Source organism: Streptomyces sp. NBC_00038 (assembly GCF_026343635.1).
Classification (GTDB): Bacteria; Actinomycetota; Actinomycetes; order Streptomycetales; family Streptomycetaceae; genus Streptomyces.
This window is the reverse complement of the sequence record NZ_JAPELQ010000001.1, coordinates 9184400-9202457: the sequence shown is the minus strand read 5'-3', so window position 1 is coordinate 9202457 and position 18058 is coordinate 9184400. Positions and strand designations below refer to the sequence as shown.

Here is an 18058-nt window from a genome sequence, read left to right as displayed (position 1 = left end):
CCATGCCCGAGGCACTCGAACGCTGGGCGCGGCTGCGCCACCGGCTGTGGCAGCCGCCGCGCCCGCACGGCGAGCAGCCGCTCGAACGCGCCGTCAGCCCGCTGGAACTGTTCTACGACCTGGTCGTGGTCGTGCTGGTCGGCCAGACCGCCCATCATCTGTCGGGGCATCTGAACTGGCGCGGGCTCGCGGAGTTCGCCGCGGTGTTCACGCTGATCTGGATCGTCTGGCTCAACGGCAGCCTCTACCACGACCTGCACGGCCGCGAGGACGCCCGGGGCCGGACGGTGCTGCTCGTGCAGATTCTCGCCATGGTCCCGCTGGGTGCGTTCATCCTCGAGGCCGGCGGCTCGGGCGGCTTCGCCTTCTCGGTCAGCGCCGCAGTGCTGTTCGCGGTCCTCGCCCTGGTCTGGCGTCTCGCCGGGCGCGGCACGACTGCGGAGTACCGCCGCTCCGGTCTCGTGTTCGTGGCCGGGACCGCGGCCTGTGCGGTCCTGCTGGCGTCGACGGCCTCGCTGCCGGCCGACGGCTGCCTCGCGGTCTGGCTGCTCCTTGACCTCGTCTATCTCGTGGGCTTCGGCGTCATGATCGGGACGGCGACGCCCGGTCTCACCGTCACGCCCGCGCTCATCGAGCGGTTCGGTCTGTTCACCATCATCGTGCTCGGAGAGACGGTGCTCGGTGTGGTCGACGGGCTGGCCCACGAGCCCGCGAACGCCCTCACGATCGCTGTAGGCCTCGTCGCCGTCGTGATCGGGTTCGGCGCGTGGTGGACGTACTTCGACTTCGTCGGGCACCGCCCGCCGCGGCCGACCCGTGCGGCGACCGTCCAGTGGATCCTGGCCCATCTGCCTCTGACGGCGGCCGTGACCGCCATGGGCGCGAGCATGCCGGGGCTGGTGGAACACGCCCACGACGGGCGTACCGCGGCCCCCGTCGCGTGGCTGCTGTGCGTCGCCACGGTCGTCGCGCTCGGCGCGGCGATGGCTCTGGCGGCGAGCCTCGATGCATGGCGCGACGACCGAGCCTTCTATCACTCCGTCGCCCGCACCTGCGCCATCGTGGGCGTCCTGTGCCTGGCTCTTGCCTTCGTACGCCCGGCTCCGCTGCCGCTCGGGCTGGCCCTTGTCGTCCTGCTCGGCATGCCCTGGGGCGTCGCCGTCATCCGCCAGACTGCGAACGACGCCGTCCGGGAGTAGCCCGCCGCGTCCCCGTCCGGTATCTCAGGCCCTGCCGCCGGGCAGAAGGCGCAGCTCACGGCCGCGCTGCACGGCCGCCGAGCGGTCGGTGACGCCGAGCTTGGCGTAGATGTTGCGAATGTGCGTGCTGACGGTGTTCAACGAGACCGTCATCTCATTGGCGATCTCCTGCCGGGTCAGGTTGCTCGGCAGGTAGCGCAGCACACGGAGTTCGCTCGGGCTGAGCGGCTCGGCCCGGTCCCGGTCGGCGTCGGCGTGGCCGTGCACGGCGTTGAGGATGCCGGTGATCTGCGCACTGTGTGCATTGCCCGCCGTACCCCCCGTCAGCACCGTTTCCAGCAGTCGCCAGGCACCGGTCATGGCGAACGGGAGGACCAGCCGGTCCGGCTCGGCGAGGGAGAGTGCCCGCTCGACGGCGGCCCCTGCCGCGCTCTGCTCGCCCAGTTCGTGATGAGCGAGGGCGTCCAGGAGGTGGGCCTCGATCAGGGTGAGATGCGGGTTTACGGGCGCGGTTCCCTCCAGCACGGGTTGGAGCGCCTTTTGTGCGGCGACGGGGTCGTGCTCGGCGAGGCGGAGCGTCGCGATCGCGTTGCAGAGCTCGCCTCTGGCCAGCTGCCTGTCCGTGACCATCGCGAGCCCGGCCCGGGCCTCTTCGAGCAACCCGAGCCGCGCCTGCGTGGCGATCGTCCAGGACGCCACCCGAGCCGTCAGCGCGTGCTCCCCGACCATGAGAGCGTTCACCCGCGTGGCGGCGTCGAACTCCTCCAGCGCCAGGTCGTTGCGGCCGCGCGCGGCGTGCAGCACCCCGGCGACGAGGTGCAGGAGCAGCCGGATCCCCGGTTCGGCGCCCGACCTGCCGGCCTCCGTGGCGCGCTCCAGCCAGCGTGCACCGTCGTCGAACTCGCCCGTCCAGATCTTGGCCCCGGCGAGCGTCGCCAGCGCGGGGACGATGACTGGAAGTTCGTCCCAGCCCTGCCGGGTGGCCACCGCGATCGCCTCCTCGCAGCGTCGACGGGCCAGGCCGAAGGAGTGGACTGTGGCGGAGAAACCGAGGTGCGCTAGGCAGGCGATTTCGAGGTAGGGACGTTCGATGGCGCGGGCGAGGGCGGCGCCCTCCGTGAGGTGGCGCTCGCTGTCCGAGAGCCGCAGCAACCACGCCTCCGTGACACCGAGATTGAGCAGCGCGACGGCGCGCAGATCGCTGCCGAGGGCGATGTCGGCGTCGGACCGGCCGGTCGCGGGTGACGGCAGCGAATCCACGAGTTCGAACACGCCGTCGAAATGGCCTCGCAGCCGCGCCAGAAGCAGTTCAAGGGAGGCGATCGCCATGGTGAGGCGATTGCCGCGATCCGGCGGCGCTGTTCTGGCGTGGGTTCGCGCCATCTCCAGATGGGCGGACGCCTCGTCCAGGCGGAGCCGGTTGAGGTCGGCTGTCGCGTGGGCCAGCGCCAGCTCGTTCTCGTACGTCCTGGCGGGGAAGGAATCCAGCAGCGCCTGGACGGTGTCCGCCTGGCCGTCCAGGGTCAGGCTCAGGGCGTGGTCGGTGAGCAGATGAGCCGCCTCGGACCAGTCCCCCGCGGCCTGCAGATGCTCGATGGCATCGGCGATCCGCGTGCGCCCGACCAGCCAACGCGCCGCGAGCCTGTGCAGTTCGGGCAGCTCTTCGGGCTGTGTCCGGCGTAGTTCCAGCCTCAGAAGGCCGCCGAACAGGTGGTGGTAGCGGAACCAGGTGCGCTCGGGGTCGAGCGATACGACGAAGGCGTTCGCGTCCTCCAGTTCGAGAAGGATCCGCTCCGAGCCGATCGAACCGGTGAGCAGGTCCGCGAGCTCGCCGTTGACCCGGTCCAGCACGGAGGTACGCAGGAGCAGTCGCTGGACGTCCTTGGGCTGCCGCTCCAGCATCTCGGCCGTCAGGTACTCGGCCACGGTGCGGTCGCTGCCCGAGAATTCGGCGACGAAACGCTCGGGGTCGGGGTGGCCGGCCAGGGAGAGCGCCGCGAGCCGCAGGCCGGCGGCCCAGCCCTCGGTGCGCTGTTGCAGCGTCGCGGTCAGGTGGTCGGGCAGCTCCAGACCGGACGCCGCCAGCAACGCGCGGGTCTCGGTCTCGGCGAAGCGCAGCTGCGGGCCGCGGATCTCGGCCAGGTCGCCCGTGAGACGCAGTCTGTGCAGCCTCAGGGGAAGATCGCGGCGGGTGGCGAGGACCGCGTGCGCGTGGCGGGGAAGGCGGGTCAGAAGCGAGGTGAGCTGTTCGATGGCCTCCGTCGAGTCGAGCTCGTGAAGATCGTCGATGACCAGCGTGATGGGATCGTCGGTCTCGGCGAGCTCGGTCAGGACCCGGTTCATCATGGCGCCGCCGTCGAAGCCGGGCGTCGCGTGCGGCGGTTCGGCCGCCTTGTTCAGAGCACCGCGGATCTCGCCGACCAGGTCGAGCCAGAACAGTTGCGCGTCGTGCCGGCCCGACCGTACGGAGACGAACGCGATGGGACGCTCCTTACGGGCCCAGTCGGCCCAGGCCCGCAGCAAGGACGTCTTCCCGCTGCCCGCGGGCGCCGAGATGATCGTCACTCGCCGACGCGCGGCAAGGTCCAGGGTGGCGACCAGATCGTGCCGATCGATCAACCCGACTCTGCTGCCCGGCCCATCAGCCATCGCGCATTCTCCTCCAGGCGAGCCGTCAGCGTATTCCGAAGAGATCACCCGAATCCACTGACGACACCTCACCGGCGCGGCCGGGACCAAGACGGCCCGACGACAGGACACTGCCATGCCCCGGGCAGCGGGCCGGACGTCCACCGGCGGTCGTGAGCGTCACACGCTCCGGCCGGCCCTGCCGTTTCCGTTGTTCGGGGCCGCGGTGACGATCAACTGGTCGATCAGGGCGATCAGTACGTCCCGGCACGACTCCCGGTCCCGGGCGTCGCAGAGGAGTACGGGAGTTCCCTCCGGCAGGGCCAGGGAGTCGCGGATCTCCTCGGGGTCGTACGGATGCTTTCCGTGGAAGCCGTTGACACCGACGACGAACGGGATGTTCCGCCGCTCGAAGAAGTCGATCGCGGCGAAGCTGGACTTCGGCCTGCGTACGTCGATGAGGACCACCGCACCGAGAGCGCCGATGGCGAGGTCGTTCCACATGAACCAGAACCGCTGCTGCCCGGGCGTGCCGAAGAGGTAGAGGATCAGTTCCTGGCTGAGCGTGATCCGGCCGAAGTCCAGGGCCACGGTGGTGGCGTGCTTCTCCGGGATGCCGTCGAGGTCGTCGACGCCCAGGCCGGCCGAGGTCAGCGGTTCCTCGGTGCGCAGCGGGACGATCTCGCTGACCGACCCGACCATGGTCGTCTTGCCGACACCGAATCCTCCGGCGATCAGGATCTTGACCGTGTCGGGTGCTCCGGGTGCCGAGGTCCCCCGGGTGACGGGGTCAGAGCCGGCCAAGGCCGTCCCTCACTTTCTGCAGCAGGTCCATGTCCGAGGTTCGGGAGATCTGGCGCGGCGCCTGGGCGATGATCCGGCCCTCCTCCAGCAGATCGCACAGCATGATGCAGACGACGCTCACCGACAGGTCGAGCTGGGCGGCGAGTTCCGCCACGACGACCGGCTTCGCGCACAGCCGCAGAATCCGCGCGTGCTCGGGCTGCGGCCGGCCGGCCCGATCGGGCGGCGGGTCCACCGCGGTGACCATCGTGATGAGGGTGAAGTCGGCACGGCTGGGCCGGGTCCGACCGCCGGTCAGTGTGAACGGCCGTACCAGACGGCCCGCCGCGTCGCCTCCGTTCACCTCACTCGCCGTTGTCAGTGATGGCGACGCCGGCACGGGGTGCCGCACTGAGGTGCTCGCCGATCTTCTTCACCAGCATGTTCATCTGGTACGCGACCACGCCGACGTCCGCGCCCTGGCTGGTGAGCACCGCGAGGTGGGCGCCGGGGCCGGCCGTGCTGAGTATCAGATAGCAGTTGGCCATCTCGATGAGCGCCTGGCGCACGGGGCCGCCCCGGAAGTCCATGCTGACGCCCTTGCTGAGGCTCATCAGGCCGGACGCGGTCGCCGCCAGCCGCTCGGCGTCGTCGCGCAGGAACCCCGTGGACCTGCTGACGACCAGTCCGTCCTCGGAGAGCACGACGGCTTGGTTCACCTCGGCGACCCGTTCCACCAGTCCGGTGAGCAGCTGGTCGAGCTGGCTGTGTGTGGCGGGGACTGGACGTGTCATTTCTCTGTCCTTCATGAGCGGTCTGCGGGCGGAGTCGAGGTGACGGATGCGCCTTCCGGTGCGGCTTGTTCCCCTTGGTCGTCCGTCGTATCCGTGACGTCGTCACGCGCCTGGAGCGTTCCGCGCTGGAAGCCGGCGAGGGAGGAGGCCGCGCGCTCGGCGCTGAAGTCCTCGAAGGAATCGTCGGCGACCGCGTCGGGCCCCGAGTCCTCCCGCAGCTCGGCGGCCAGGCTGGTCTGCGGTACCCGGCGCGGCAGCGGAGAAAGTTCTCCCTCGGCTTCGCTCGAGCGGGGGGACCCCAGTCGCCCGGCGGTACCCGAGTCCGGGTGGGGCATACCGGAGTCGGGGGCGGACCCGGCCGGGGAAGCGGTGGCCGGCCGAGCTCGGGCGACGGGCTGGCTCTCCCCGGAGCGCTCGTGGGTCTGCCGCTCCGGGCCGGGAGCGTCTGCGGTGGAGCTCTGCACGGCTGCGGCCGGCTCCTGGGCCGGGGAACCCGCCGAGTCCGCCGTCGACGCGTCCGTGGAAAGGGAGTCGCCGGGCTCCCGCACCACGATGTCGTGCGGGATGAGCACGATCGCGGTGGTCCCTCCGTACGGCGAGGAGCGCAACGTGACGGCGATACCGTGCCGGGTGGCGAGCCGGGCGATCACGAACATGCCGAGCCGCAGGTCGTCGGCCAGCGCCACCACGTCGAACTGCGGGGGCACCGCCAACTGGGCGTTGAACGCCGCGTAGTCCTCCTCGGACATACCCAGTCCGCGGTCCTCGATCTCGACGGCCAGGCCCTTGGCCACCATCCCGGCCCGCATCCCGACCGGGCTGGGCGCGGGCGAGTACACGGTCGCGTTGTCGATCAGTTCGGCCAGCAGATGGATGACGTCCGCCACCGCGGGCGGGGTGAGGAACACGTCCTCGTCGGTGTGCACCTCGACCCGCTGGTACTCGGCGATCTCACCGATGGCACTGCGCAGGATGTCGATCAGCGCGACCGGTTCGGTCCAGCTGCGCCGGGGCTGCCCGCCGCTGATGATGACGAGGTTCTCCTCGTACCGGCGCAACTGGCTTGCGTTGGAGTCGAGTTCGTACAGGCCCTTGAGGATCTGCGGGTCCTGGTGCTCGCGTTCCAGTGTGTCGAGCTTGCTGAGCTGCAGGTTGACCAGGTTCTGGCTCTGCCGGGCGATGCCCAGGATCACCTTCTGGAAGCCGCGTCTGGTGTCGGCGAGCTCCACCGCGGTGTGCACGGCCGTGCGCTGCGCGGTGTTGAACGCCTGTGCCACCTGGCCGAGTTCGTCCCTGCCGTAGTCCAGCGGAGGCGCGGCGGACTCCATGTCGATCTTCTCGCCGCGGTCGAGCCGGGCGACCACGTCGGGCAGCCGTTCCTCCGCCAGGCTGAGGGTGGCGATCCGCAGTCCGCGCAGGCGACGGGAGAGGGACCGGGTGATGCGCCACGACATCACGACGCACACCAGCAGGGCGACGAGTCCGCCGGCGCTCAGCGAGGCCGCTTTGATCAGCAGTCCCTGCGCCTTGTCGTCACTGCGTTCGAGCAGTGCGGCCGTCTCTTGGCGGATGAGGTTCGTGTACTCGTCCGAGAGTTTGTCCAGTGCGGCGTTCCACTGCTTCTGCGCGTCCGGAAGAGCGATCTCACGGCCATCGGTGAGGCCCTTGGCCCGGGCCGCGAGGACCTGGTCCTCGACGGACTCCAGGGCCTTCCACTCCGGGCTCTCCAGGATCCGCTCGGTCTGCGTCTTCAACGTGCCGCGCAGCGAGGGCCGGAGCTGGTCCTCGACGAGCCAGCGCCGTACGTTGACCAGCTGCGCGTATTGGTCCCAGGCCTTCTCGTCGACCTTCCCCGACGGCCAGGCCAGGTGCAGTTGGGCGTCCTCCTGGGAGACCAGCTCCGCCGAGTGCTCAAGGGCGATGAGCGGCCCCGCTTGCGAGGTGAGGTCCCCGTCGTCGACCTGGGAGAGCTCCTGGAAGGCGTGGATCTGGTCGTCGATGATCGAGGTGTACTGGGCCAGCGCCTGGTCGGCGCTCATGTTGGTGGGGTTGTCCACCTGGCCCCGGTAGTACTCCAGGCTCCCCATCGAGGCGATGACCGAGTACATCCGGTCGGAGATCCGCTCGGGGGCCTTCTGGATCGCGTCGGACTCACCGACCAGTTTAGCGACCTCTTCGTCGGTACGTTTCCGCTGCTCGTCCAGGGCGGTCCGGGAACTGCCGGGCGAGGCCAGCAGTACGGCCGACAGGCTGCGTTCCTGCTGCAGCGCGAGCGTCGCGTCGGTGCCCATGGCTCCGGTCGACTTGCTCAACCCGGTCTGGTCCAGCAGCCGCAGACCCTCGGAGAACATCTGGATCGTCGTCACACCCCAAATGGCGGCGAGGGTGACGCTGGGGACCAGAGCCAGCAGGATCAGCGAGAGTCGTATGGAACCGAGACGGCGCCGGGCACCTGTCCGTGGAGACATGGTCGTCCTAGGGCGATCAACAAGCGGATGTGGGCAGCGAGGAGAGAGTGAGCGAACGGGGATGGTCAGCGGGGGCGGGGATTTGTACGAGCGCGGCGGGTGACCGTATGTCCGTACAACACAGTGGGGTGTGCAGGATGCTATCCGTACAAGTGACCGTACACACGGTGAGTACCCCAAACCTTGGTCACGCTGTTACCTGACGGCGGCGGATCAGCGCGTCCCCTTGGCCGCGAACGCTGCGACCGCGGCGACGTTCTCCTTGGTGACGAACGCCGGACCGGTGAGTACCGGGGCCTGTCCGCCGCCACTGAGATTGCCGTTGGTCTTGTAGAGCCAGAGCGAGTCCACGGCGAGATAGCCCTGCAGATAGGGCTGTTGGTCCACCGCGAACTGCACATCCCCCGACTGCACGGCCTTGACCAGGTCCGTGTTGAGGTCGAACGTGGCGATCTTGGCCTTGCTGCCCGCCTCCTTCACGGACTTCACCGCCGCGAGTGCGAAACCGGCCCCGTTCGTGACGACTTCATCGATGGTCGGGTCCTGCCCCACCTTGGCCGCGATGGCCTCGGTCGCCGTGTCCATGTCGGCGCCGTTCACGTAGAGGTTCTCGGTCTCGCCGCCGAATGTCTTCTTCACACCGGCGCAGCGTGCCTCCAGGGCGACGTTGCCCTGCTCGTGGATGACACACAGGGCGTGCTTGGCCTTGTAGGCGTCCAGTTTGTCGCCGACGGCCTGGCCGGCGACGCTTTCGTCCTGGCCGAAGTACTCCAGCAGTCCCTCCGACTGCCAGGCCTCGATACCGGAGTTGAGGCCGACGACGGGTATGCCCGCCGCCTTGGCCTGGTCGACCGCGCTCTTCATGGCTTCCGGCTTGGCCAGGGTCACCGCGATGCCGTCGACCTGGTCGGCGACCGCGTCCCGCACCAGGTTCGCCTGACCTGTGGCGTCGGGGTCGTTCGTGTACGTCAGCTCGATGTTGTCCTTCGCGGCCGCCGCCTGGGCGCCCTTCTGCACCAGCTCCCAGAACACGTCCCCGGGGGCGCTGTGGGTGATCAGGGCGACCGTGAGCCGGGGAGTGTCCGCCTGGCCGGCCGGGGCGGCGTCGCTGCCGGATTCCGACCCGCCGGAGGAGGAGCAGCCGGCGGCGAGCAGACAGACGGCGGCGATGGCCGCTGCCAGGGCCGTGCCGCGCGCGGAACTGTCAGAAAGGTGACTTGAGGGAGTCATGTTCATGGTGGTGCAGCACCTCGCTGTGCGGCCGGGCAAGCAGATGGGGGGTGTCAAGTCGCTACGACCGTCGGCGAGATGTGGACCGACTGTCCGACTATCACTGGCCGGAGCAAAGCGCGTGTGACGCCTGGTAGTCAAGTGAGCACCTGCTTAGGGTGTCCGGCAGATCATGCCTGAGACGCGGGGTCAGGCACACCCGCCGGGCTTCCAGGCGATCGTTGCCCTCCCTCCGTACTGATCCGCTGGTCAGTTCTGGCGGTGGGCGGCTCGGCGGCGAGCGCGGCCAGGATCGGGGCTCAAGCGATCCCAGGCACGGTTCCGCCAGAGCGGTCCCCAGAACCGCGGTCACAACTGAGCCGTAATCCCATCCCAGGCTTGTACGCGGTCCGTCGGCAGGAAAAGATTCTTCGGCGACTGTTATTGCGGGTGACCGCGTGACCACGGAAGGGCATCATCGTGAAACAGGACAGGGCTTCGAGGACTCACGAGCGGTTCTTGGACGCCTCCGCCGACGAGTTCTCGCGCCATGGCTACGCGGGCGCCAATCTCCAGCGCATCGCAGCCCATGTCGGCATGACCAAGGGGGCGTTGTACGCCCACTTCCCGTCAAAGGACGCTCTTGCCGCCGAGTTCACCGCCGCGTTCGACCAGGTGGGGCACGAGCTGCTCCATGAGATCGGTGAGGGCGACCCACCGCTGACGAGCCTGCGCCACGTCACGATCGGCTTCGTCCGCCGTATGCAGTCGGACCTGCGCTTCCGCGCCGGCCTCCGGCTCGCGTCCGAGGAGGCCTGTACTCAGGGACGGGTTCCGGCCGTCATCGTCGACCTGTCGGCCGCGCTCACCCGGCTCGTCGGCGACGCCCAGGAGAAGGAGCAGTTGACCACCCGGCAGCATCCCGAACTGATCAGCTCACTCGTCGTGGCCCTGATGTTCGGGATGTACTACACCGCACCGGCGACCGGATTCGGCGACAGCGCCGAACAGGTCTGCCAGGTCTGGCAGTTGCTCTCCGTCAACGACACGGAGTGACGGCGGAGCGAGGCGGATGGAGGGCGGAACGACGGCAGTCACCGCCCGGCGGCTCCCACTCCCCCGGGGTCTCGGACCAACGCGCCCACCGGCAGAACCCGAGCCCCGGGAATCCGCGCCAGCAACTCCGCGCTGCCGCCCACCACAACCGGGTGTCCGACCTCCGTGAGCATCGGCAGGTCGGACAGATGGTCTCCGTACCCGTAGCAGTCGGCCAGGTCGATGTCCGGGTAGTCCTCGGCCAGGCCCCGTACCGCCCTCCGCTTGCCCTCCCCGATGCACGGCTCTCCGACCACCGCTCCGGTGAGGATCCCGTCCCTCACCTCGGGGCGGGTGCAGAGCACATGGCAGGCGCCGATGTCGGCCGCGACGGGGTCCACCACCGCCGGGAAGGAGCCCGAGACCAGGACGATTCGGTCCCCGGCCTTCCGGTGCTCGCGCAGCGCCGTGTGCGTGGCCGCCAGGTAGAAACCCGGCGTGGTTCTGCGCTGTTCGAACCAGGTGGCTCCCCAGGCCGTCACGACGTCGAGGCGTTCGCCCCTCCAGGCTTCGTAGTACGCGCGGTTTCCCACCTCGCGCGGGGCGCCTCCAGCCACCAGGGCGGCGATACGACGCCGCGTTCCGGCCGCGTGCCGGGTTCCGTCGGTGCCGTGCCGGGCGGCGAAGTAGAAGTCCAGGAAGTCGAACAGACTCTTGCCGCTGATCAACGTCTCGTCGACGTCGCTGAAAACCAGCCGGCGGGGCGCGTCAGGCATCGTCGGACCCGCCGACCGTGTCGAGGGAGCGGGCGAAGGCCTCTGCGGCGGGTTCCAGGCGCAGTGCGCCGTGCGAGGCGACGGTCAGGACGTCCGTCCAGTGCCGGTGCAACTCGCCGTCCGCGTCCCGGAGATGGGCGCCGCCGGTGCGGAACAGCCGGTCGACCGCGGTGGCCAGCCAGTCCACGGCCACGGCGGCGTCCCGGCGGTTGACGGCGACCGCCTGCTGGGTGATCGGTTCGGTGTCCGCCCTTTCCGCAGCGGTACGCAGCATCAGCTCGGCCGCGTCGATCTCGGCGGCCGAGCGGGCCAGACGCTCCTGCACGGACGGGCGGTCCAGGGGCCGTACGTCACCGGGGGCGGCCGCCCTGGCCCACCGGGTCCAGACGGCCAGGGCGCGGCGGGCGGCGCCGACCGCGGGCGCGCAGAACATGAGGCCGCCCGCGAGATGGGCGGGCGCCGCGTGGCACCGGGGCGCGCCCGTGTCGTCGCCGGCCAACAACCTGGCGAAGGGGATGCTGCGGGTGTCGGGTACCACGGTCGCGTCGAGGAGGACCGTGTTGCTGCCGGTGGCGCGCAGCCCTGTGGCGTTCCAGGTGTCGTGGACGGTCACCAGGCTTCTCGGGACAGCGAAGAGGCGTGCCGGACGGTCCGGCTCCGTCGCCTCCGGCGCGACCAGCAGGATCCAGTGGGCGCTCTCGACGCCGCTGGCCAGGTCCCACTCGCCGTGCAGCAGCCAGCCTCCTGGCGTCCTGGACGCGCTGCCGGACCGTGGCATGAGGGCGGCGGCGATCCGCACGTCGGGGCCCTCGCCCCAGATCTCTTTCTGGCCCTCCTCGGGCAGCAGCGACGCGAACCGCCCGTGTGCCGCCCACAACACCGCGCACCATGCGGCCGAGGCACATCCCTCTCCCACCGCGGCGGCCGCGCGGAACACCTCGCCGAACGTCCCTTCCTCGCCGCCCCAGCGCCGGGGAACGAAGTGGCGTGCGAAGCCCGCGGCTTCCAGGGCGGCGACCGTCCCCGGTGTCAGCCGCCGCTCGCGCTGGGCCTCGCGGGTGTCCTGACGGGCCGTGTCGGCCGCCCGCCGAACGGCTTCCGGGTTCAGCGCGCCGGCTTGACCGCGCGGCGTGGCGCGAACTCGTCGTATTTCGGCGTCAGTCATGACGTCCTTCTGTCAATCGGCCATCAGGCGTGGGCTGTTGAGACATGTCGCCCGGCATGGAAAGCGCGTACCGAGAGGCCTTCGATTTTTGGCCACGCTTCAGTACAATTCCTTCCCGACGGTATGTGGCGGCTCGCCGACCATGCCGGAGCCAACAAGAGGAGGCGGGCCGTGGGGAGTTGGTGCGTTCCCGTGCGGGACGGCGACGTCCGCCCTCAGGCTTCAGGCACAGGGCACGGGCAGACCGACCGGACGTTCCCCTGCCGTCGCCGGTCGCATCGGGGTCCACACCGAACCGCAGCTCGCGATCAACGTGTCGTCCTGGAGTGCGTCGAGGCGCAGTCGGCGTTCGGCCCATGGGTCCACGGCCGTCACGTCCTCGCGAACGACGAGGCGGGTGGGCACGTCGACTTCGCCGAAGGCCAGACAGTCGACGGCCGCCGACACGAGCGTGAGCGCGGGACCGCCGGGACGCGCCGCTGGATGGGTCATCAGGTGGCCGAGCTGGCGGAAACCCTCCAGCAGGACCATCAACGGCAGGTGGTCGGTGGGGTGGTCGAAGAGAATGGCGTGATCGAGGTCCGGTCTCAGCAGCCATTCGGCGGCCGACGAACCGGGGGCCAGCACACTGTCCTTGTTCCGCAGTCGGCCGACCAGGCCCGGTTCCAGGCGCAGGCTCGGCTCCTCCGGCGGGACGGCGGCGGACTCGGCTCCGCCGATGCGCCCGCGGATGATCCGATAGCTGCGCTCGTCGAGCGCGACGATCCGCAGACTGCCGCGGCCGCAGCTCCGGCCGCCGACGGAGAGCGCCACCTCGAGACGGGCGCCGTAGCGGCGGGGCGGCCTGCGGTCGGTCCACTGCCAGCGCGCCTCCAGCTCCACCGGCAAGGGTCGGCCGCCCACACACAAGGCGCCCGGGTCGGTGATCTCGAAGTCCATGTCGTACCCCACGAAGCGGTGGGTCAGCGGGACTCCGTAGTGCCAGTGGGCGAGGTAGACGAGCGCCTGTCTGATCGTCTCGGCGAACAGCAAGGGGTCGCTCCTGCGCTGGGCATCGGGATGGTAGAGCGTGTGGTCGCGCGGCCACTGGCTGCCGATCAGGAAGTGGTCCTCGCCGAGCACCACCGCATCCGTGACGAAGACCTCCGCCACGGCGGCCCGGTGCACGAGGCGTCGGGACACCGTCCGCTGGAAGTCGAGCTCCGGATCCGGACGGGCCGGTTCACCTGGAGTTTCTCGCCGTAGTCGGCCCTGGAACATCCTCGTCTCCCCCTAAAAATCGGGTCAAGCCGACGCAGCCTGCCCCCCGGGCGCCAAATATACCTTCGAGCAGGTTTCTTCAAAAGAGCGAAAGTGGATCATCATGGGAATCGCCGGCGAGGCTTTCGGCCCTCAACTCCCCGCGGGCACCAGGGAGCTGAAGCAGGAGCGGGCGGTACGCACGAGGGAGCGCATACTCACCGCCGCCGCCCAGGCGTTCGCGGCCAAGGGCTATCCCGCTGTCACGATCCTGGACGTGGCCGAGGCAGCCGGCATGACGAAGGGTGCCGTCTACTTCCACTACGAGAACAAGGACGCCCTCGCGCTCGCGGTGACCGACCTGTTCTACCGCCGGATCGGCGAGATCGCCGACGCGGTCGAGGAGTTGGCCCTCTCTCCCATCGGCTCCGTGGCCGAGCTTCTGCTGCGGACGGCCACGGCGTTCCGCGACGAGACGGTCCTGCAGGCCGGGGCACGACTACAGCTCGAACGCCAACTGATCGGCATCCGGCTTCCGTTGCCCTTCCAGGGGTACACCGAGCTGATCGCCTCGTGGCTGGCCAGGGATCGCGAGACGGGCGCACGGGACGAACTCCCGGCGCCCGACACGCTCGCCACCGTTCTGGTCTCCGCCTTCTTCGGCGCCCAGCACATCTCGTGGGTGCTCGACGACCGTGCCGACCTGGTGGAGCGCACGACCGCGCTGGTGCGGACGATCATTCCGTCGGCCGAGGAGGACATCGAGATGTGTCCGTCCGCGCCACGACGATGTTGAGGCTCCGGACACCGAACCGTGTGACGGACCTCAACCAGCCGTGTTCTTCGGCCAGTCGAGGGCCGTACGGGCATGACGCACCGCCTCCTCGGCGGTCAGCCGCGCGCCGCGCTCGAAGCCTTCCGTGAACGCCGGTCCGCCCAGGGCCGCCCGTGCCGCTGCCGCGACGCGGTCGACGTCGCCGCGCTCGGCCGGCGGCAGCGGGGCGCCCACCCCACGGCGGGCCGCGTCCGCCGCCCCGAGCAGCAGCGCGGCACACTCGGCCGACGTCCCCGGTCCGCCCAGCGACGCCGCGCCCGCGAGGCCCTCCAGGGACAGGGCGAGGGCGCGCGGTTCGCCGAGGGAGCGGGCGACGTCCAGGCCGTGCAGGTGATGGCGGACCGACTGGCCGGCGTCGCCGCGGACTTCGGCGATGAAGCCGAGTTCCGCGAGGAGCAGATGGTCGCCCGCCTCCGAGGAGACGTCGGCGTGACCGTCGCGGATGTGCAGCAGGTGCGCCTGTGCCGCGTCGAGGTCGCCCGAGCGGCGGGCGCCGAGTGCGAGGCCCATCTCGGCGTGGATCTCGCCGTACCTGTAGCCCTGTTCGGCGGCGCTGCGGCGCGCCTGTTCGTGCAGGTCCCGGCCCTGGTCCCAGTCGCGGGCGAGCAGTGCGAGCCGGCCGAGCCCGGACAGCCGCGCCGACACCTCCGCCTCCAGGCCCAACTCCCGTGCCATGCGCAGCCCTTCCCGCTGAAGGCGGGCCGCTTCGTCGTACTCGCCCTTGATCTCGGCGAGCGCGGCCAGCGGTGACACGGTCTGCAACTCGCCCCACCGGTCGCCCAGTTCACCGAAGAGCTCGGCGCTGCGCAGCCCGTCCCGGCCGAGTGCGCCGAAATCGCCGCGGACCAGAGCGAGGGTGGCCCGCAGGCCGAGCGCGGCAGCCGTACCCCATTGCTCGCCGGCCGAGTCGAAGAGGTCGAGGGCCCGGGCGTTCAGCTCCGCGCTCGCAGTCGCCTCGCCCGCGCTGAACAGGCCGTACGCGCACAGCCAGAGGGCGCGGGCCCGGCGTACCGGATCGGGGACGGCGTCGGCCGCCGCCGTCGCCGTCGCCTCCGTGGGGTCGCCGGTGAGCAGCGCGAACGCGGCGTGCACCAGGGCGAGTTCGGGGGCGGCGCCGTCGGGAGTGGCGGCGAGGACGGTCGAGAGTCTGCGGCGTGCCTCAGTGAGGCGGCCGCGCAGCAGCCACCACCAGGACAGTGCGGTGGCCAGTCGTACGGCCTCGTCGGGCTGTCCGTCGGCGGCGCGGCGCACGGCCTCGTCGAGCGCCGCGCGCAGATTGCCGGCGTCCGCGTCCAGGCGGGCGAGCCAGGACCGCTGGCCCGCACAGCGCAACCGGGACTCGGCACGTTCGGCGAGCGCGAGGTAATGGCGCAGATGGCGGTCGCGTACGGCGGTGAGATCCTGCATCTCGTGCAGGCGCTCCATCGCGTACGCGGAGACCGACTCCAGGAGCCGGTAGCGGGGTCCGACGGGGCCCTCCACGACGACCACGAACGACCGGTCGACGAGCCGGGTCACCAGGTCGAGGACCTCCTCGCGCGCCACGCCGTCGCCCGCGCACACCGCTTCGGCGGCGGCCAGGTCGCAGCCGTCACTGTGCACGGCGAGGCGGCGCAGGACGATGCGCTCGGGCGCGCTGAGCAGTTCCCAGCTCCAGTCGATCATCGCCCGCAGCGTCTGCTGACGGGCGGGCGCACCGCGCTGCCCGGCGGTCAGGATCCTGAACCGGTCGCCGAGCCGGGCCGCCAACTCCCTTACGCCCAGGGCGCGTACGCGGGTGGCGGCGAGCTCCAGAGCGAGCGGGATACCGTCGAGGCGGCGGCAGATCTCGGCGACGGCTGCGCGGTCGGCCGGGTCGGCGGCGTCCGGGTCCTGCGGGAAGCCAGGGGCGGAGGCGGAGGCACGCTCGGTGAACAGCCGTACGGCGTCGTCGGTTCCGAGCGGCTCCACGAGGAACACGGCCTCGCCCGCCAAGCCGAGCGGTTCCTGGCTGGTGACCAGTACCCGCAGCCCGGGCGCGGTGCTCAGCAGCAGCTCGGCGAGTTCGGCGGCGGCGTCGACGACGTGCTCGCAGTTGTCCAGGACGAGCAGGGTGCGGCGGTCCCGCAGGACGGCGGCGAGGCGGTGCGCAGGGGACTGCGAGGGCGCCCCGGCCCCGGCGCCCGGCAGTGCGGACGGGGCGTCGTCCCGGATCCCGAGAGCGGAGGCCACGACCTGGGCGAGGTCGGCGGCGGTACCGCCCCGGACCCCGGAGAACTCCACGAGCCAGACGCCGTCGGGGAGTTCGTCCACCCCCGCCGTCCCGGCCGCCGCCCCCGCGAGCCGGGTCTTGCCCACGCCACCGGGGCCGGTGAGGGTCACCAGGCGGGCGGCGGTGAGGAGTTGGGCGAGACGGGTCAGGGCTACGGCGCGGCCGATGAGGGGGGTCAGGGGGATGGGGAGGTTCGAGTGGGGGGTCGTGAGGGGATTCGGAGTCGGTGGGGTGAGGGCGGGGGGCGGGGCGGTGGTACCGGGGGCGGGAACGGGCGTGGCCGGTGCCGAAGTAGCCGTATCGGCCGGTGCCGTTGTAGGCGTATCGGCCGGTGCCGATGTGGCCGTATCGGACAGCCTCGCAGCACCGCCGGGGTCAGCCGCGGCCTCACCGGGTGAGGTCGCACGCGCGCCCGAAGCCGACGCGGCCCCACCTGACACCCTCGCAGCACCGCCGGAGTCAGCCACGGCCCCATCGGGTGAGGTCACACCCGCGCCCAGTGCCGACGCGGCCGAATCGGACAGCCTCGCCCCACCGCCAGGGTCAACCACAGCCCCACCGCGTGAAGTCACACCCGCACCCGCAGCCGACGCGGCCGCACCTGACACCCTCGCAGCGCCACCGGCGTCAACCGCCGCCTCACCGGGTGAAGTCAAACCCGCGCCCGGAGCCGTCGTCGCCGCACCTGACACCCTCGCGGCACCGCCAGGGTCAACCCCGGCCTCACCACGTGAAGTCACACCCGCACCCGCTGCCGGACCGTCCGTGCCCGGCCCCGCCGCGCCCGCACCCGGCGCCACCGCACCCACCCCAGGTGCCCGCACCCCCGTACCGGCCGCCATGCCGACCGTCTGCCCCAACCCCGCATCCTGACGCAGCACCGCCTGATGGAGTGCGCTGAGCGCAGGGCCAGGGTCGACGCCGAGGTCTTCCGCGAGGCGGGATCGCAGGGACTCGTAGGAGGCGAGGGCCTCGCTCTGGCGGCCGGTCAGATAGAGCGCCCTCATCTGGAGGGCGCGCAGACGCTCCCGCAGGGGGTGACTGGCCACGAGGTCCGCCAGTTCGCCGGCGAGGAGCACGTGGTCCCCGGCCTCGAGGCGGGCCTCGGCCTGCTCCTCCAGCACGGACAGCCGCTGCTCGGTGAGGCGCCGCACGGCCCCCCGTACGAACTCCTCGTCGGCGAAGTCGGCGTAGGCGGGCCCCCGCCACAGGTCGAGAGCCTCGGTGAGCAGCGCGGCCCGGGCGTGCGGGTCCCGGACGGGGCGGGCCTCGGCCACGAGGGCGTGGAAGCGGACGGCGTCCACCTCGTCGGCCGCGGGGTCGAGCCGCAGACGATAGCCGGGGGCCTGCCGTACGACACGGTCCCGGCCGAGGACCCGGCGCAGTTGGGAGACCTTGGCCTGGAGTGCGCCGGACGGCTTGCCCGGCGGTTCGTCGCCCCAAAGGTCCTGGACGAGGCGGTCGGCGGAGACCGGCTTCCCGTCGTGCGTGAGCAGATCCGCCAGCAGTGCCCGGACCTTGAGCTCGGGGACCCTGACCGTCTCCCCCGCGTCGTCCCACACCACAAGTGCCCCGAGCACCCCGAACCGCATGCGGGCAACCGTACATGTCCGGCTGCGGCGGACCCGGATGCAGGGGCGCCCACCTGCGACGACGGTCGACCGTCAGCGAACCGT

At 71.0% G+C, this 18058-nt stretch carries 13 protein-coding genes; 3 read left to right on the top strand and 10 right to left on the bottom strand.

All coding sequences use genetic code 11. From position 1 onward, the window contains the following. The first annotated feature begins 2 nt into the window (after positions 1-2). Positions 3-1199 (top strand): low temperature requirement protein A, encoded by a 1197-nt coding sequence (locus OG219_RS41210; RefSeq protein ID WP_266835544.1) that lies wholly within the window; start codon positions 3-5, stop codon positions 1197-1199. 24 nt (positions 1200-1223) lie between these two features. On the opposite strand, the gene OG219_RS41205 is transcribed toward OG219_RS41210, so the two are convergent. The 6 genes from OG219_RS41205 to OG219_RS41180 form a co-directional block, all read right to left on the bottom strand. Next, a complete protein-coding gene (locus tag OG219_RS41205) occupies positions 1224-3848 on the bottom strand; it encodes a LuxR C-terminal-related transcriptional regulator (protein ID WP_266835542.1) in 2625 nt (874 codons plus the stop codon). Between the two features lie 159 nt (positions 3849-4007). Beyond that, positions 4008-4631, bottom strand: coding sequence for an ATP/GTP-binding protein (locus tag OG219_RS41200; protein ID WP_266835540.1), 624 nt, complete (start codon positions 4629-4631; stop codon positions 4008-4010). Next, on the bottom strand, positions 4618-4974 hold the full coding sequence (locus OG219_RS41195; protein WP_266835538.1) for a DUF742 domain-containing protein: 357 nt from the start codon (positions 4972-4974) through the stop codon (positions 4618-4620). Before OG219_RS41195 ends, OG219_RS41200 begins: the two co-directional genes overlap by 14 nt. A 1-nt stretch (position 4975) precedes the next feature. Continuing rightward, the gene (locus OG219_RS41190; protein WP_266835536.1) at positions 4976-5404 is read right to left on the bottom strand and encodes a roadblock/LC7 domain-containing protein; all 429 of its coding nucleotides are present in this window, start codon (positions 5402-5404) and stop codon (positions 4976-4978) included. An 11-nt stretch (positions 5405-5415) separates the two neighbouring features. Then, entirely contained in the window at positions 5416-7872 is a 2457-nt protein-coding gene (locus OG219_RS41185) for a nitrate- and nitrite sensing domain-containing protein (protein WP_266835534.1), read from the bottom strand. A gap of 213 nt (positions 7873-8085) precedes the next feature. Next, positions 8086-9108: a substrate-binding domain-containing protein gene (locus OG219_RS41180; protein ID WP_266835532.1), complete on the bottom strand. Its 1023-nt coding sequence runs from the start codon at positions 9106-9108 to the stop codon at positions 8086-8088. Positions 9109-9600: 492 nt separating this feature from the next. Here OG219_RS41180 and OG219_RS41175 point away from each other — a divergent pair, with 492 nt between their 5' ends. Then, the gene (locus OG219_RS41175; protein WP_266835530.1) at positions 9601-10137 is read left to right on the top strand and encodes a TetR/AcrR family transcriptional regulator; all 537 of its coding nucleotides are present in this window, start codon (positions 9601-9603) and stop codon (positions 10135-10137) included. 38 nt (positions 10138-10175) lie between these two features. Here the strand turns inward: OG219_RS41175 and OG219_RS41170 are convergent, their stop codons facing one another. From OG219_RS41170 to OG219_RS41160, 3 genes are all read right to left on the bottom strand, one after another. Continuing rightward, the gene (locus OG219_RS41170) at positions 10176-10892 is read right to left on the bottom strand and encodes an HAD family phosphatase (protein ID WP_266835528.1); all 717 of its coding nucleotides are present in this window, start codon (positions 10890-10892) and stop codon (positions 10176-10178) included. Further along, complete coding sequence (locus OG219_RS41165; RefSeq protein WP_266835526.1) at positions 10885-12057, bottom strand: acyl-CoA dehydrogenase family protein; 1173 nt, start codon at positions 12055-12057, stop codon at positions 10885-10887. Before OG219_RS41165 ends, OG219_RS41170 begins: the two co-directional genes overlap by 8 nt. Positions 12058-12279: 222 nt before the next feature. Continuing rightward, positions 12280-13239, bottom strand: a complete 960-nt coding sequence (locus OG219_RS41160) for a ScbA/BarX family gamma-butyrolactone biosynthesis protein (RefSeq protein WP_266835525.1) — start codon at positions 13237-13239, stop codon at positions 12280-12282. 181 nt (positions 13240-13420) lie between these two features. Here OG219_RS41160 and OG219_RS41155 point away from each other — a divergent pair, with 181 nt between their 5' ends. Next, positions 13421-14092, top strand: a complete 672-nt coding sequence (locus OG219_RS41155; RefSeq protein WP_266835524.1) for a ScbR family autoregulator-binding transcription factor — start codon at positions 13421-13423, stop codon at positions 14090-14092. Positions 14093-14122: 30 nt separating this feature from the next. Here OG219_RS41155 and OG219_RS41150 read toward each other — a convergent pair whose 3' ends face one another. After that, on the bottom strand, positions 14123-17974 hold the full coding sequence (locus OG219_RS41150; protein ID WP_266835523.1) for a BTAD domain-containing putative transcriptional regulator: 3852 nt from the start codon (positions 17972-17974) through the stop codon (positions 14123-14125). Between the last annotated feature and the right edge of the window lie 84 nt (positions 17975-18058).